Annotated in this window: 14 protein-coding genes and 1 tRNA gene; 7 read left to right on the top strand and 8 right to left on the bottom strand. The window is 54.4% G+C overall.

The genetic code is table 11. From position 1 onward, the window contains the following. Nucleotides 1–81 precede the first annotated feature (81 nt). Nucleotides 82–1290 (bottom strand): GTP-binding protein, encoded by a 1209-nt coding sequence (locus R70723_RS10765; RefSeq protein WP_039871927.1) that lies wholly within the window; start codon nt 1288–1290, stop codon nt 82–84. Between the two features lie 52 nt (nt 1291–1342). Further along, on the bottom strand, nt 1343–1492 hold the full coding sequence (rpmG, locus tag R70723_RS10760) for a 50S ribosomal protein L33 (RefSeq protein ID WP_039871924.1): 150 nt from the start codon (nt 1490–1492) through the stop codon (nt 1343–1345). A 224-nt stretch (nt 1493–1716) separates the two neighbouring features. On the opposite strand from rpmG, the gene R70723_RS10755 reads away from it, so the two are divergent. From R70723_RS10755 to R70723_RS10745, 3 genes are read left to right on the top strand one after another with little or no spacing between them, the layout of a single operon-like run. After that, the gene (locus R70723_RS10755; RefSeq protein WP_039871922.1) at nt 1717–2760 is read left to right on the top strand and encodes a CobW family GTP-binding protein; all 1044 of its coding nucleotides are present in this window, start codon (nt 1717–1719) and stop codon (nt 2758–2760) included. A 32-nt stretch (nt 2761–2792) separates the two neighbouring features. Further along, nucleotides 2793–3782 carry a permease gene (locus R70723_RS10750; RefSeq protein ID WP_039871921.1) on the top strand — a complete coding sequence of 330 codons (990 nt, stop codon included), beginning with the start codon at nt 2793–2795 and terminating at the stop codon, nt 3780–3782. A 21-nt stretch (nt 3783–3803) separates the two neighbouring features. After that, the gene (locus R70723_RS10745) at nt 3804–4682 is read left to right on the top strand and encodes a TIGR03943 family putative permease subunit (RefSeq protein ID WP_039871920.1); all 879 of its coding nucleotides are present in this window, start codon (nt 3804–3806) and stop codon (nt 4680–4682) included. Here R70723_RS10745 and R70723_RS10740 read toward each other — a convergent pair. The 4 genes from R70723_RS10740 to R70723_RS10725 all read right to left on the bottom strand — a co-directional run bounded on the left by R70723_RS10740 (nt 4675) and on the right by R70723_RS10725 (nt 9130). Further along, complete coding sequence (locus R70723_RS10740) at nt 4675–5073, bottom strand: NusG domain II-containing protein (RefSeq protein WP_052421266.1); 399 nt, start codon at nt 5071–5073, stop codon at nt 4675–4677. The genes R70723_RS10745 and R70723_RS10740 overlap by 8 nt on opposite strands. 84 nt (nt 5074–5157) lie before the next feature. After that, nucleotides 5158–5346 (bottom strand): DUF6954 family protein, encoded by a 189-nt coding sequence (locus tag R70723_RS10735; protein WP_039871918.1) that lies wholly within the window; start codon nt 5344–5346, stop codon nt 5158–5160. 28 nt (nt 5347–5374) lie between these two features. After that, complete coding sequence (locus R70723_RS10730) at nt 5375–8842, bottom strand: PAS domain-containing hybrid sensor histidine kinase/response regulator (RefSeq protein WP_052421265.1); 3468 nt, start codon at nt 8840–8842, stop codon at nt 5375–5377. A gap of 204 nt (nt 8843–9046) precedes the next feature. Next, nucleotides 9047–9130 (bottom strand) — tRNA-Leu (locus R70723_RS10725). A 204-nt stretch (nt 9131–9334) separates the two neighbouring features. Between R70723_RS10725 and R70723_RS10720 the strand changes: the two genes are divergently transcribed. The 3 genes from R70723_RS10720 (at nt 9335) to R70723_RS10710 (ending at nt 11262) form a co-directional block, all read left to right on the top strand. Then, a complete protein-coding gene (locus tag R70723_RS10720) occupies nt 9335–9802 on the top strand; it encodes an Lrp/AsnC family transcriptional regulator (protein ID WP_197071800.1) in 468 nt (155 codons plus the stop codon). Continuing rightward, the gene (locus R70723_RS10715) at nt 9799–10404 is read left to right on the top strand and encodes a LysE family translocator (RefSeq protein WP_081957345.1); all 606 of its coding nucleotides are present in this window, start codon (nt 9799–9801) and stop codon (nt 10402–10404) included. The genes R70723_RS10720 and R70723_RS10715 overlap by 4 nt, the downstream gene beginning before the upstream one ends. Before the next feature lie 99 nt (nt 10405–10503). Then, nucleotides 10504–11262, top strand: coding sequence for a methyltransferase domain-containing protein (locus tag R70723_RS10710; RefSeq protein ID WP_039871914.1), 759 nt, complete (start codon nt 10504–10506; stop codon nt 11260–11262). 55 nt (nt 11263–11317) lie between these two features. Here the strand turns inward: R70723_RS10710 and R70723_RS10705 are convergent, their stop codons facing one another. Then, complete coding sequence (locus R70723_RS10705; protein WP_039871912.1) at nt 11318–12550, bottom strand: CynX/NimT family MFS transporter; 1233 nt, start codon at nt 12548–12550, stop codon at nt 11318–11320. A 204-nt stretch (nt 12551–12754) separates the two neighbouring features. Continuing rightward, nucleotides 12755–12856, bottom strand: coding sequence for a dihydroorotate dehydrogenase (locus tag R70723_RS33730; protein ID WP_197071799.1), 102 nt, complete (start codon nt 12854–12856; stop codon nt 12755–12757). 208 nt (nt 12857–13064) lie between these two features. Between R70723_RS33730 and R70723_RS10700 the strand changes: the two genes are divergently transcribed. Further along, a complete protein-coding gene (locus R70723_RS10700) occupies nt 13065–14780 on the top strand; it encodes an ABC transporter ATP-binding protein (RefSeq protein WP_039871909.1) in 1716 nt (571 codons plus the stop codon). The last annotated feature ends 221 nt before the right edge of the window (nt 14781–15001 follow it).

Genomic DNA, 15001 nt, shown 5'->3' with positions numbered 1-15001 from the left:
TTCTGGCGCATAATCGCTATATAATCCAGCTTGCTGCTGCGTTCCTCATCAGTCAGATTACTAGCGTTAATCAACCCGCTATCACTCCTGCCCTGCGGCCAGCAGCTCCTCCGCTACCCAAGGCAGCGGATTATTGAACTGCTCCCAGTCCTGCCCCATCTCCTCCGGGGTCAGAAGGCATCTGTCGAGCCGGGCTTCCAGCGCGGCGCGCTCCATTCCGATGCCGATGAACACGACCTCGTTCATCCGGTCGCCCCACTGCTCGTCCCATCTGGCCTGCACATCAGGCTCAGTTGCCAGAACCTCACGCTGCTGCGCTTCCGGCAGTGTCGCCAGCCAGTAGCCGGCCGGTCCGAACTGGATCGACGGTCCCGCCTGGCTCAAGGTCGCTGCCAGATCACCCTTCGCGGCAATCCATACCAGCCCCTTGGCCCGCACGACCTCTTCCGGCCAGTTGCTGAAGAAAAAGCTTAGCCGCTGCGGATGAAACGGTGTTCTGCGGCGGTAGACAAAGGAGGCGATGCCGTATTCCTCCGTCTCCGGCGTATGCTCCTCCTTGTTCAGCTCGGCAATCCAGCCGGAGGACATGCTTGTCTTCTCAAAGTCGAACCGTCCGGTGTTCAGAATCTCCTTCGGGTCAACCACACCTTTGACTGTCCGGATGATTTTGGCGGATGGCTGCAATCTGCGCAGCACAGCCTCCAGCTTGTTCAGCTCCTGCTCCTCTACCAGATCACATTTGTTGAGCAGCAGCACATCGCAGGTTTCAATCTGGTCGATCAGCAGATCGACAATATCGCGGATGTCGCCTTCGCCCGCAGTCATATTGCGGTCAAGCAGGCTGTCTCCTGAGGCAAAATCATGCCAGAACCGGTTAGCGTCAACCACAGTAACCATCGTATCCAGCCGGGCCAGCTCAGTCAGATCAATGTCCAGCTCCGGATTGGCATAGGTGAAGGTCTGGGCGACAGGCACCGGCTCGCTGATGCCCGAGGATTCAATCAGAATATAATCGAACCGTCCTTCAGCAGCCAGCTTACTCACCTCGCGCAGCAGATCATCACGCAGTGTGCAGCAGATGCAGCCGTTCGACATCTCAACCAAAGTCTCCTCTGTACGAGACAGGGTGTTTCCGGATTTCACCAGATTGGCATCCACATTAACCTCACTCATGTCATTGACGATCACAGCCACCTTAAGCCCGTCCCGGTTCTGCAGGATGTGGTTGAGCAGGGTTGTTTTGCCGGAGCCGAGGTATCCGCTCAGCACAGTCACAGGTATCTTTTTCATCGTTACGCTCCTTATTGCTGTTTTATTGTAATTACCGTCAGCCGATGAAGGCTCAGCGTGTCTCACGGTGCAGTGTAACGCGCTTCAGGCGCGGGGAATATTTCTTCATTTCCAGGCGTTCCGGATTATTTTTCTTGTTCTTGACAGTGGTATAGTTGCGGTCGCCTGTCTCAGTACAGGCCAAAGTAACGGTTACTCTCACAGTATTCAGCTCCCTTAACTTATTCGTAATTATTACGATTTACACATCATACATTCTTCCCCGGCCAAATGTCAACCATCTGCAGCGAAAAAAAATTCCTACCAGCAACGCAAGCACTCTCTTAAAAAAGATGGTCTTTCTGCCAGCCGCAGCACGTATAGATGGAATTATGAAACTATGATTCTTGCAGTAATTCATAACTAATAAAAGCGGGAGTGTGGACCATGAAGATACCGGTGATGATATTGAGCGGCTTTTTGGGGAGCGGGAAGACAACCCTCCTGCTCACCCTGCTTAAGGAGAGCAAGGCACGGGGGCTAAGCCCCGGAGTTGTCATGAATGAGCTGGGGAAACGGGATGTGGACGGGTACATTCTGCAGGAGCAGACCGGGGCCAACGTGGAAAAGCTGCTGGACGGCTGTGTCTGCTGCAGCCGCAGAGAGGATCTGCCGCGCAGCCTGAATGCCGTACTCGCAAGGCGGCCCGATATTATCTATATCGAGCTGACCGGTGTTGCCGATCCCGAGGAGATCGCTCTGACCTTACATGAGCTGCCGCTCAGTGAAAAAGTAAACCTGCACTATACCGTTACCGTACTGGATGCGGAAAATGTGCTGGAATACAACAGCCGCTTCTCCTCAGACAAGCAGCTGGTGCGTACCCTGCGCAAGCAGCTTGCCGGGGCCGATCTGCTGATCGTCAACAAGTCAGACCTGGTCGAGCCCGAGAGGCTCTGGAGAATTGAAAAGACGGTCCGTAAATACAATATGGAGTCGGAAATTGTGTTTACCCATTACAGCGAGATTAATCTGGCCCCTGTGCTGGACGGCATTATTCCTCAAGAGCCGCGCACAGCAGCTGCGCAGCGCCGGGCGCTGCCCGTCAGCGGCGCCCCCTTGAAGCGAACGCAGCCCGGACATGCCTCCGGAGCCACGGCGCTGCAGGAGCGGGAAGCAGAGCCCAACGCTTCCTATTCGCAGGTGTCGGCCGTTACACTTACATTTCCGCAATCTGCTGTGCACGGGCTGTCAGCCGGAGTGCTCGAAGCCTTCTTCCGTGAATGCGGCAGCAGCCTGCTCAGAGCCAAGGGGCATGTCCGCCTGGCCGGACAGGGACAGGAGCTGCAGCCTGTCCAGCTGGTCCAGTTCGCCGGAAACCGTATCAGCTGGGAAGCATCACGCTATCCCGGGCAGTCTTATATCGTATTTATCGGCCTGGGCCTGGAAGAGCAGCATCTGACGGAACGCTGGTCCAGGCTGTTCAGCTGAAGCAAGGAGACGGGAAGGAGCCTGACAACGCCTTGACTATCTTTTCACCGTTCAAACTGCTGCCCCTGCTTGTTCCCGCCGTGTTTCTGATCATCCTCGGCGTGGTCTGGCTGCCTGCTCACCCTGAGCTGCTGGACAATACGTATCTGCACAGCTTCAAAACCGCCTTTATCGGAATTCTGCTGGAGGCCATGCCGTTCGTGCTGCTCGGCGCACTGCTCTCCTCCCTGCTGCGCGTGTTCGTGCCGGATGAATGGATCTCGCGCTGGATTCCGCGGCGTCCGGTCCCGGCGATCCTGTTCGGCTGTCTGCTCGGCATCCTTTTTCCAGTCTGCGAGTGCGGGATGATTCCGCTGGTCCGGCGGCTGATGCAAAAGGGGATGCCGCTGTATGTCGCTGTCGTATTCATCCTGTCCGGCCCGATCCTGAACCCTGTCGTGTACGGGGCTACACTGACGGCTTTCCGCACGCATCCCTGGCTTGCTTATGCACGGATGGGACTGGCTTTTGCCGTAGCTGCGGCTGTAGGATTAATCATTTACGCGACCATCACCAAATCCCCGCTGCGGCTGTCCATCAGACGCGAAACCGGGGAGCCGCACCAGCTCAGTACCCGCGGGGGCAGATTCGCCTCCGTGCTGGTGCATACTTCGGATGAGTTCTTTGAAATGGGCAAATATTTAATCATCGGCTGCCTCCTGACCTCCGGCATTCAGACCTTTATGGAGCACAGCAGTCTGGAAGCGATCGGCGGGATGCCGCTGGGCTCATATCTGTTCATGATGGGACTCGCCTTTGTGCTGTCACTGTGCTCGACTTCAGACGCTTTTGTCGCCGCCACGTTCCTGCATACCTTTCCATCCGGCTCCCTGCTGGCCTTTATGGTGCTTGGACCGATGCTGGATTTCAAAAATTCGCTGATGCTGCTCTCGCTGTTCAAAACCAGATTTGCCCTTTATCTGTTCTTCCTCATCGTATCGGCCGTATTTATCGGCTCCGTGATAGCTTCAAACTGGCTCTAGTACACTTTACAGGAGGCCCCTATGAATGATCCGCGAAGCATCCGCGTGCATTATCTGCTCAGAGCGGTCCTTCTGCTCGGCTTTGCGCTCTACATCGCCCATTTAAGCCAGCAGGATGCCCTGCATTATTATGTAGCCCCCAAGCTCGCGCGCTGGATCAGGCTGTGTCCGGTACCGCTGGCACTGATGGCGGCCAGTCTCGGGCTGCAGGCTCTGTTCGGCAAAAGCAGCGCACTATGCGACTGCGAGCATCAGCTGCCCCGCTCTATGCTCAAGAGCACCGCGTTATATGGCCTGTTCCTGTTTCCGCTGCTGCTTGGCTTCCTGCTGCCGGACCGGGCGCTGGGCAGCGCTGCTGCTGCCAGAAAAGGCGTCTCCTTAACCTACATCTCACCAGAAGAAGGCAGCGGCGAGCGGTTCACGGCTTCCAATCCCTATCAGGAGGAATTCGCCGAGCTTGCAGGCAGACTGTATAAGCAGCCTGTAATCACGGTGCACCCGGAGATTTTTTCCGAGACCTTCGGCGCCATTGACCTGTACAAGAAGCAGTTTGAAGGCAAGCAGATCAAAGTGTCCGGCTTCCTGTACAAAGGGGAGGGGACAGACGGGAGTTCCTTTGCGGTAAGCCGCTTTCTGGTCCAGTGCTGCACGGCAGACGCAACCCCCTTTGGCATCCTGCTAGATCCAAAGACGCAAATAAGCCTGCCCGCAGACACCTGGATAGAGGTGCAGGGCAAGCTTCATATTGCGCAGTATCAGGGTAAAGAGGTCATCCGGATTACGGCGGAGCGTGTGACTCCGATCCTCCAGCCCGCCACGCCTTACGTGTACTCCAATGCCGATTCTGTTGCCGCCTGGGAGCAGATCAGCAGCAGCCCTGAAGAAGCGGGGGCTAAATAACCGCATCCAGCTCATCATCATTGTCAATCGAGGAACCGGGGTTTACGACCTCAACCATCAGCCTGGCCGGGATACAGATAATCTGCTGCCTCGGGCTGGAGATAAAGCCCATGTCCAGCGCGATAGGCAGCGGGGCATCCGAATAGGTCATTTGAATGCCGTAATCATATACCTTAAGAATGTTATGGCCGTATTTGGTCTGGATATCAATAATCTGCTCTTCCTTGGTCAATGTAACCGTCTGGTAGGCTTTGCCGTTGATCGTTATCACCGCCTGCAGATCACCCTGCTCATATTGCTCTCCCCGGACATCCAGCCATCTGAACCCGTAGACTCCGCCGGCAAGCAGCAAAACCAGAATAATAATTATAAAATCGCCGCGTTTCATCATATCAAATACTGTTATCCTCTCGCTGCCACAAATTATACGTAAGTATTACGAATAGTATAAATATAGACAGCAGAGCAGCTTTTGTCAACGTTTGGACAGGCGTCTAAGCAACGCCCGCAGGACCAATGTAAGCAGAACATAAATGAGCAGCACCGCAGCAAGCGTCATAACCCGTTCTGCCGGAGCTCCGTCCGCAAACAGCACCGGCCCTATTCCAAAAAAAGTAACCAGCGCATACAGTAAGCCAAACAGCGTATACAGGAGCCGCTTCATACTAAAATCCTCCCCGGATGAAGATTTCCTACTGGCGGAGCTGGACTGACCACTCCCTGAGCACCCTGTCCAGCTCCTCCGGGCGGATCGGCTTGGAGATGAAATCCTGCATGCCTGCCCTCAGGCACATCTCCTTGTCTTCCTTCTGGGCAAAAGCTGTAGCTCCTATAATTACAGGGTACCGGCCATGCTCCTCTCTGATCCGCATAGCCGCTTCAAACCCGTCCAGCAGCGGCATCTGGACATCCATAAACACCAGATCATAGCGGTGGAGCCGCACTGCCTCCACTGCCTGCAGCCCGTTCAGGACAGCATCCGCAGCATAACCCCGCTTCTTGAGATAGGCCTGCATAATCTGCAGGTTCACCGGGTGGTCCTCGGCAATCAGAATCGACAGCGGGCCAAATTCACCGAATGAATACTCGCTGGGCCTGTTCTTCACCGTCACCTGCTTGCCGCCTTCGCCAGCCGTGATATACTCCTGGGATGAATCCTGCCGCGGAAGCAGGGCCTCGATTGTGAAATAGAACTCCGCCCCTTCGCCCTCCCTGCTGTCCACACCGATTGCCCCGCCCAGCAGCTCGACCAGCTTTTTGCTGATGGCCAGTCCCAGTCCGGTCCCCCCGTACTTGCGGTTAATGGACGGGTGCAGCTGCGAAAAGGACTGGAACAGCAGCCCCTGGCTCTCCGGAGCAATGCCGATCCCGGTATCCTTTACGGTAAATTTCAGGATTACCACACCGGTTTCCAGGGATGCCTCCAGCCTCACAGACAGCCGGACTGAGCCCTCATCTGTAAATTTAACGGCATTTCCAATCAGGTTAATCAGGATCTGGCGCAGCCTCATTTCATCGGTAACCAGCAGCGGCGGCAGCGCGGGATCAAGCTCCGTATCCAGGACAAGCCCTTTTTCCATCACCCGCGGGTAAAAGATTTCGGTAACATGAGCCAATACCTGCCGGAGATCAACCGTCTGCAGGTCAACCGTCATCATTCCCGCCTCTATTTTACTGAAGTCGAGCACCTCGTTCAGAATATGCAGCAGCGAGGCACTGCTTTTACTGATAATCTGCGTGTAATATTCCTGCTCCTCGTTCAGCTCGGTGCCTGTAAGCAAGTCGGTCATTCCGATAATGCCGTTCATCGGTGTACGCAGCTCATGGCTCATAATGGCCAGAAATTCCGATTTGGCCCGGTCGGCCTGCTCGGCTGATTCCTTGGCCCGTACAATTGCTTTTTCCTCCGTAATATCACGGAATACGACCACAATGCCCTTCTGCACCCCGTTGTCGAACAGCGGAGTCATCCGGTACCGGACCAGGAAGCTAGAGCCGTCCTGCCGCCAGAATACACCCTCCTTCTCATCATAGGACAAATGCTCGGAGAACCATTCCGGCAGCGTTTTGCCGCCTCCCGGATAAGGATCGCCGTCCAGCCTGGTCTGCTGTATGGCATGCAATTCGATGCTTCCTCCGCCCTGGACAGAATCAAAGCCAAGCATTGCAGAGGCTGCAGGATTAATAAATACCGTTTCCCCGGCCAGACTGATGCCAAAAATCCCCTCGCTGACCGAATTCAGAATCAGCGCATGCTCATAGCTAAGCTTTTCAATCTGCTCCAGATGCCGTTTGCGCTCTGTAATATCACTTATAATGGCAAATACACCAGTGACCCGGGAATCCTGCATGATTGGCACATAAATCATCCCTGCCTCAACCAGCTGCCCCTCTCTGCGGATCAGCCTGCACTCAAAGGACTGTGCCGCCCCGCCGGCAGCCAGTGTGAAACGCTCAGCCACAAAGTCCAGCCCCTCCGGATCGATAAGCTCACTGTATGAGGAGTTGAGCAGCGTATCACGGGTATAGCCGGTAAGGTGCTGCAGGCTGGCATTCAGCGATTCGATGCGGCCGTCAAGCGCCATTGCCAGAATAGCGGAGGGGTTATACTCAAACAGCGATTTGTAGCGGTTTTCACTTTCCATCATTTTCAGCTCGTATTGCTTGCGGTCCGAGACATCCCGGGTTACGCCGATGATCTCATCAGTCCCCCCGGTGCCGTAACGGATATGGCGCAGCGTCGTCTCCACCCACAGATAGGAGCCGTCCTTGCACAAAAAGCGGAACACAATCGGCTCCAGCCTTATCCCGTCCATCCCGTCAAGAATATACTGCTGGACCCGGGCCTCATCTTCCGGATGGATATATCCCATTCCCTTTGTCCCGACCATCTCCTCGGGCGTATAGCCGAACATCTGCTGGCAGACAGGTGAGGCATACAGATAAGTCGCATCTCCGTCTGCCGCATTGCGCGTGATGAAATCCTGGGAATTTTCCGAGATCAGCCGGTAATTCAGCTCGCTGTCCCGCAGCTGCTCCTCCATAACCCGGCGTGCAGTCACGTCCTGGGCTACACCGCTGATCTGACGCGTCTCTCCGAGGTCTCCGTAAACCGCTTCCCACTGGGCACTGATGTACTTCCGGCTCCCTTCCGCCGCTGTAATCCGGAATACCATACTGCCGCTTCCGCCGGTATTCAGACACTCCCGGATGGCCTTCATTAATTCCGGCAAATCCTCCGGATCAATCCGGTCCTGAATCAGCTGCGGATCGTACAGGGAGTGATTGCTGCAGTCGCTGGTATATCCGAAGATATGGCGCAGCTCCTTGGAAACTGTCAGCTCCTTCCGGGCATGATCCCACTCCCAGGAGCCCATTTTGGCCAAAAATTGGGCGCTTGCCAGCATATCCTCATATTTCTTGCGCTCTGTAATGTCCCGGGCCACGGTCAGCACCTGTTCCACTTCCCCTTCAGCATCCCGCATCACCTGAAAGGAGCTTTCAATCCAGAGGTAGTTCCCGTTCTTATGCCTGACCCTTCTCGTAAATACATCCTTATCCGAATAGAGCTTTCCCGGCTCCCTCATCTCATCGGCATCCTCCTGATGATAATACTCAGGTCTTTTTTTGCCGAGCATTTCATGGGCCGGATATCCCAGCATCTTCTCCACGGAAGGTGACACATATTTAATGGTCCCGTCAGGCTCAGCCAGCGAGATCATATCCGGTGTATTGCTGGTAATCAGATTATAGAGGTTATGTTCCTTACGGATTCTTTGTTCTGCTTCCTTACGCTCTGTAATGTCCTGCAGCTCGGCAATCATATATACAGGAATTCCGGCAGCTTCATCCATAACGAGTGACAGGTGCAGAGCAGCCCAGAACATGTCCCCGCTCTTGCGGATAAACAGCTCTTCGCTGTCCACTGACGCACCCGGACTGTTCAGCAGGAGCCTCATTACCCGTTCCTGATCCTCCCGGTCTATCTCCTCTGCACACGATATATCCAGATAACGGAGACCCAGAAACTCCTTCTCGGTATATCCAAACATGCGGCACAGTGCAGGATTCGCCAGCTCAATAAGCCCGTCCTTAAGTGAAACGACCGCAAATCCGGAAGAAGACCGCAGGAATAGATTTTTGTAAAGGATATCGGTCAAAGACATTGCCTCCTCTGTAAAATTCAGGGTCTCAACTCATTTATATTATACCTTTTTTCGGCTAACTTGCCCGGGTTCTGAAGCCCCAGAACGAAAGATGACATCTATTTATACAAAATCCCCAATCACCAGTGTGATTGAGGATATCAGATAAGTCAAAGACAAACAAAAAACCCTTCGTTTAGAAGGGTTTAATGGTTATGATGCGGTCGAGAGGACTCGAACCTCCACGGTATTGCTACCACACGGACCTGAACCGTGCGCGTCTGCCAATTCCGCCACGACCGCAAATTATGTATCTCAGTGATTCAATCACCGTAATTAAGAATATACTCTCTTTCGTGATTAAAAGCAAGAGGTTTTACTCATATTTCTCCGCGCATCATCCGGATTACTATATATAAAACATTAAAAAACACTGTAAATTATCATTTTTTATTTATATAATTAGTTATATATGATTATAAACCTAATAAAGAAAGGATAATGAACGTGAATTCTTTGGATATCAAAATTATCGAAGCGCTTATGAGCAACGGAAGAATTACGTGGGCAGAGCTTGCCGGCCTGCTGGGCCTGTCCTCCCCGGCTGCTGCTGACCGGGTCAGACGCTTGGAGGAGCAGGGAATTATTAAAGGGTATACCGCGCTGATTGACGCCGAATCCGCCGGCTATGGACTCGGGGCACTGGTCGCAGTCTCACTTGAGCGTCCGGCACACCGGCAGGCTTTTCTTGACCTTGTGCAAAAGCTGCCGGAAATTCAGGAATGCCATCATACCGCCGGTGACGATGATTATGTCCTTAAGGTGCGCTGCAGGGGAACACGGGATCTGGACCGGATTATCAGCGACGAGCTGAAGAGCCTGCCGGGCATCGTCCGCACCAGGACAACTATTATTCTCGGCACCGTAAAAGAAACCCCGAATATCCCCCTGCCGCACGGGAACGGTACACCATGATGCCTTGGCCTGCTCTGCTCAGCGGCCTGGGCTTCGGCTTTCTGATTGCCGCACCGGTCGGACCGGTGTCGCTGCTCTGCATGAACCGTACTCTGCGGCAGGGACTGTCAGCCGGTCTTGCCACCGGCGCCGGCATTGCTCTGGCAGATACCAGCTACGCCCTTATTGCGGTAACCGGATTCCGGGCAGCGGGTGAGTTCACTTCCGGATATGCCATACCGCTGAAGCTGCTGGGCTCGCTGTTCATCCTTTATCTCGGAGTCATAGCCTGGCGGTCGGCAGATGCAGCCGCTTCCGCCGAGATGCCGCACCGCGGAAGCCTCTACTGCTTCATCTCTTCCTATCTGTTAACCGTCTCCAACCCGGCAACCGTCCTCAGCTTCATCGCGCTGGCTGCTTCCCTGGGCGGCACAAGCGGACGCTCGCTGCTTCTCCCGGCCGGCATTGCAATCGGCTCCTTCGGCTGGTGGCTGCTTCTGACCCTTATAATAGTATGGATCCGGGGCAGGCTTCCCGGATCCTTCAGCCTTCTTCTTAGCCGGACTTCTGCCGTTCTTCTCATTCTGTTCAGCCTTTACGGCATTTTCTCTGTATTTCAATAGGTTAAAGCTATAGAACTGATAATCTTTATATATTTCACTTATAACCGGCTGCCATGTTACAACATAATTAAACCAAGTATGGAAAGGTGTGTTGCATGCATGAATCAGAAGTGGAATACCGGAACTTATGATAAGGATATGGCGTTTGTGTCCCAATACGGGGAGTCCCTGATCGGTCTGCTGAAGCCCGAGGCTGGAGAACGCATCCTCGATTGGGGCTGCGGAACCGGCGACCTGGCTGCCGCAATTGCAGGCCATGGCGCTGTTGTTACCGGAATCGATGCCTCGTCTGAGATGCTCGCTACAGCCCGTCATAAACATCCGCAGCTTGCATTCATTCTGGCTGACGGCCAGAGCTATACCGCAGCTACGCCTGCAGATGCCGTCTTCAGCAATGCCGCCTTGCACTGGCTGAAGGATGCCAGTGGTGCAGCAGCGAGCATTGCCGCAAGCCTGCGTCCCGGCGGGCGCTTTGTCGCCGAATTCGGCGGCCAGGGCAATATCGCTTCAGTCGTGGACACACTGCCTGCCGCCTTTGCTGCTGCAGGGTGCCCCGATAAGCTCTCGCTGCCCTGGTATTTCCCTGGTATCGCAGAATACACCTCACTGCTGGAGCAGCACGGGCTGACCGCCGGGCTTGCGCTCTGCTATGACCGCCCTACCCCGCTGGCAGGCGGAGAGGACGGCTTCAGAAGCTGGCTGAATACATTTGCCGACGGCATACTGAGCGTGCTTACTCCTCAAGAGCGGAAGGAAGTGCTTGCCTATATGGAGCAGGAGCTTAAGCCCCGGCTGTTTCAAGACGGCGTCTGGGTGATGGATTACCGCAGAATCCGGGTCACTGCCATTAAAAAATAAGACCGCACGGGCAAGCATTGTCCAGTGCGATCTCATTTACAGCCTGCCGGCTCTATCAGCCCCGGCTGCTGTCTACGTATTTATTTCTGCCTGCTCCCATACCGGCAGCGAATAACAGCAGCGCTGCTGCGGCGAGCAGAGCCAGCGGCAGGTTCCAGCTGCCAGTTGCATCATGGAGCAGCCCGAACAGCGCGGGACCCATAGCCGCCAGCAGATAGCCCACAGACTGGGCCATACCGGACAGCTCGCTTGCCTCCTGCACATTTCTTGTCCGCAGGCTGAAGAACATCATCGCCAGACCGAAGGCAAAGCCGCCGCCGATCCCGATGCAGACCGCCCACAGCGCCATCCAGGAGGTACTGCCCAGCCAGATGCCGAGAATCCCGGTAAAGAACAGAACCGATGTAATAAGAACAAGCCCGCGCTGGTTCTTTAATCTTCCTGCCCACAGCGGCACAAAAAAAGTGAACGGCAACTGGGCAAGCTGCATCAGCGACAGAATCCAGCCCGCCTGGGCCAGAGTCATCCCCCGTTCGCTCAAAATGACCGAGAACCAGGAGATCAAGACATAGTAGAGCAGGGACTGCAGCCCCATAAACAGGGTAACCTGCCAGGCCAGAGGTGACTTCCATACATTTACGGAAGCTTTCCCTCCCTGGCCTCCTTTACTTTGAACGGAGCTCTTTAATTGCGGAATCCACAATGCGACAGCCAGAACAGCAATGATAAACCACATCAGAAGCGTTCCGCGCCAGCCGAAGCCTGCTTCAGCGGCAAGCGGTACACTGAAACCCGAGGCAGCAGCCGCACACAGGTTCATTGAGACTGTATATATGCCGGTCATCAGTCCAATCCGGGCGGGGAACCTCCCCTTGATCAGCCCGGGAAGCAGAACGTTACAGACGGCAATAGCCAGTCCTATAACCGCTGTGCCTGCGAAAAAGGTAAACGCACCCGCAGCAGAACGGATGAGTATCCCTGCAGATAATGCCAGCATTGCGAGCAGCAGCACCCGGGCCAGCCCGAAGCGGCGGGCCAGCCGCGGTGCAAACGGCGACAGCAAGGCAAATGCAAGCAGCGGCAGCGTTGTGATAAACCCGGCCTGCGTATTGGACAGACCCAGATCGTCCCGGATCAGCTTCAGCAGCGGACCGACGGACGTAAACGGCGCACGCAGGGCGGCGGCCACAAAAATAATACCCAGCACCAGCAGGAGCCCGCCGGTGCCGGCCTTGGCAGTCGACACCCCCGGTTTCGCGGATGCCCGGTCTTGCGTACTTACAGACATGATGTTCCTCCTTGTTGCATTGCCGGCAGCCGAAAAGCCGGAGCTTGTCAGCCTATGTAGCCGGATGATCTAACACACATTGTAACATTATAACCTCTGCCCGCCGGAATTGCTTATGTTTTTACCGGACCGCCTCACGTTTATGTAGCACAGCAAACCCGCCGTCCCGGAGGAGCGGCGGGTTCAGCTGACCTTAGCCCATCATTATACCCAAAGGGATTTAGAAATGATAACAAGCAGGATGAACAATACCAGAATGGCGCCAGTCGAAGTGAACGGGCTGTATCCGCCGATATTTTCGCTCATGATATCTCCTCCTTTGTCCTTTGAATAATCATAAAATATGAGGAAACATCCGGCATGGACTGGGTATAGCGGCATGAATTAATGCCTCTCTATGCGCATGACAATGGTTGACAAATCGGGCAACCCTCTTTAGTATCCTAAGAATAAGGTTGTTGAGAATGACTCTCAACTAACAATACATATTCCTACAGAAATGAGTGAACAAGAGATGCTGCGTCGTTTTTTCTCCTACTACCGGCCTTATAAAGGGCTGTTTATTCTCGACTTCACCTGTGCGGTAGGCGCGGGACTGCTGGAGCTTGCTTTTCCGGTAGCTGTTAATAAATTTATTGATGAGCTGCTGCCTGGCAAGGACTGGCCGCTGATTCTGCTTGCCTGTATTGCCCTGCTGGCTATTTATGCGCTGACCACGGTCATGAACTATGTGGTTACTTACTGGGGGCATATGCTGGGAATCAACATTGAAACCAATATGCGCAAAAAAATGTTCGACCACATCCAGAAGCTGTCGTTCCGCTTCTTCGATAATAATAAAACCGGTCACCTGATCGGACGGATCACCAATGACCTTAATGATATCGGCGAGGTCGCCCACCATGGTCCTGAGGATGTCTTTATTGCGATAATGACGCTGATCGGCGCTTTTATCCTGATGGCAGACCTCAACCTGCAGCTTGCTGTTATAACCTTTATTATTGTGCCGATTATGGCCTGGGTCATCATTCACTTCGGACGGAACATGACCGCTACCTACCACAATCTGTTTGGTAATGTCGGTAACTTCAACGCCCGGATTGAGGACAATGTCGGCGGTATCCGCGTGGTGCAGTCCTTTGCCAATGAAGAGCATGAGAAGGTATTGTTCGCTGAAGACAACCAGAATTTCCGCCGGACCAAGCTGATGGCGTACAAGCTGATGGCCAAAAGCTCCTCGGTCAGCTATATGATGACCCGGCTGATTACGATTGTGGTTATGATCTGCGGTGCCTGGTTCTTTATCCAGGGTGAGCTGGAGATCGGCGAATTCGTTGCCTTCATTCTGCTGTCGAACATTTTCTTCCGGCCGATTGAAAAAATCAACGCCGTTATTGAGAGCTATCCGAAGGGCATCGCCGGGTTCAAGCGCTATCTGGAAATTATCGATACTGAGCCGGACATTGCTGACAAGCCTAATGCCATTGAAGCTGGCTCCCTGCGCGGAGATATTGTGTTTGAGAACGTGAGCTTCGGCTATGAAGCTGACCGCCCTGTGCTGAATCAGATCAGCCTCAAGGTAAAAGCCGGAGAGACGATTGCCTTTGTCGGTCCTTCCGGTGCAGGTAAAACAACCATTTGCAGCCTGCTGCCCCGGTTCTATGATGTTACCGGCGGTGCCATCTCCGTCGACGGCACCGATATCCGTGACATGAAGCTGCACTCCCTGCGCAAGCAGATCGGAATTGTGCAGCAGGACGTGTTCCTGTTCTCCGGTACGATCCGTGAAAATATCGCCTACGGCAAGCTCGGTGCGCCAATTGAGGAAATCTGGACAGCCGCCAGACGCGCCCATCTGGAGGAGCTGATTAACTCCCTGCCGGACGGTATGGACACCGTCATCGGCGAACGCGGTGTGAAGCTGTCGGGCGGACAAAAGCAGCGCCTGGCCATCGCCCGGATGTTCCTGAAGAACCCGCCGATTCTGATTCTGGATGAGGCTACCTCCGCGCTCGACACCGAGACCGAAGCAGCCATCCAGCAGTCCCTGGCCGAGCTGTCTGTCGGCCGCACTACGCTGGTTATCGCGCACCGCCTGACCACCATCAAGAATGCCGACCGGATTATCGTCGTGAACGAGGACGGCATCTCCGAGGAGGGCCGCCACGAGGAGCTGCTGAACGCCGGCGGCACCTACAGCCGCCTGTATCAGGCGCAGTATAACGCGTAACGTATACCGTACAACAAAATAAACAAGCAGAAACAACCTTCCGCTCCCCGGCCTGCTGGCCGTCCGGCGGAAGGTTGTTTTGTTATGGCGTGAAGCCTCCGGTGCCGGTATAAAAGGGCATATACGGAGACCGGATCGGCGGTGTTACACTTTTTTGTTTACTGCTTATGATTGCTCTAACACCACTGTTACTGCTAAGTTTGCTACTTCTGCTAACTATG

The organism is Paenibacillus sp. FSL R7-0273 (genome assembly GCF_000758625.1).
Taxonomy (GTDB): Bacteria; Bacillota; Bacilli; order Paenibacillales; family Paenibacillaceae; genus Paenibacillus_AQ.
The sequence above is the reverse complement of the archived record's forward strand: the minus strand, read 5'-3'. Positions and strand labels throughout refer to the sequence as shown.

Coding starts and splice junctions, on each gene's coding strand:
- R70723_RS10765 (WP_039871927.1), bottom strand. CDS start 1,290: ATGAAAAAGATACCTGTGACTGTGCTGAGCGGATACCTCGGCTCCGGC.
- R70723_RS10755 (WP_039871922.1), top strand. CDS start 1,717: ATGAAGATACCGGTGATGATATTGAGCGGCTTTTTGGGGAGCGGGAAG.
- R70723_RS10745 (WP_039871920.1), top strand. CDS start 3,804: ATGAATGATCCGCGAAGCATCCGCGTGCATTATCTGCTCAGAGCGGTC.
- R70723_RS10740 (WP_052421266.1), bottom strand. CDS start 5,073: ATGATGAAACGCGGCGATTTTATAATTATTATTCTGGTTTTGCTGCTT.
- R70723_RS10735 (WP_039871918.1), bottom strand. CDS start 5,346: ATGAAGCGGCTCCTGTATACGCTGTTTGGCTTACTGTATGCGCTGGTT.
- R70723_RS10715 (WP_081957345.1), top strand. CDS start 9,799: ATGATGCCTTGGCCTGCTCTGCTCAGCGGCCTGGGCTTCGGCTTTCTG.
- R70723_RS10710 (WP_039871914.1), top strand. CDS start 10,504: ATGAATCAGAAGTGGAATACCGGAACTTATGATAAGGATATGGCGTTT.
- R70723_RS10705 (WP_039871912.1), bottom strand. CDS start 12,550: ATGTCTGTAAGTACGCAAGACCGGGCATCCGCGAAACCGGGGGTGTCG.
- R70723_RS33730 (WP_197071799.1), bottom strand. CDS start 12,856: ATGAGCGAAAATATCGGCGGATACAGCCCGTTCACTTCGACTGGCGCC.
- R70723_RS10700 (WP_039871909.1), top strand. CDS start 13,065: ATGCTGCGTCGTTTTTTCTCCTACTACCGGCCTTATAAAGGGCTGTTT.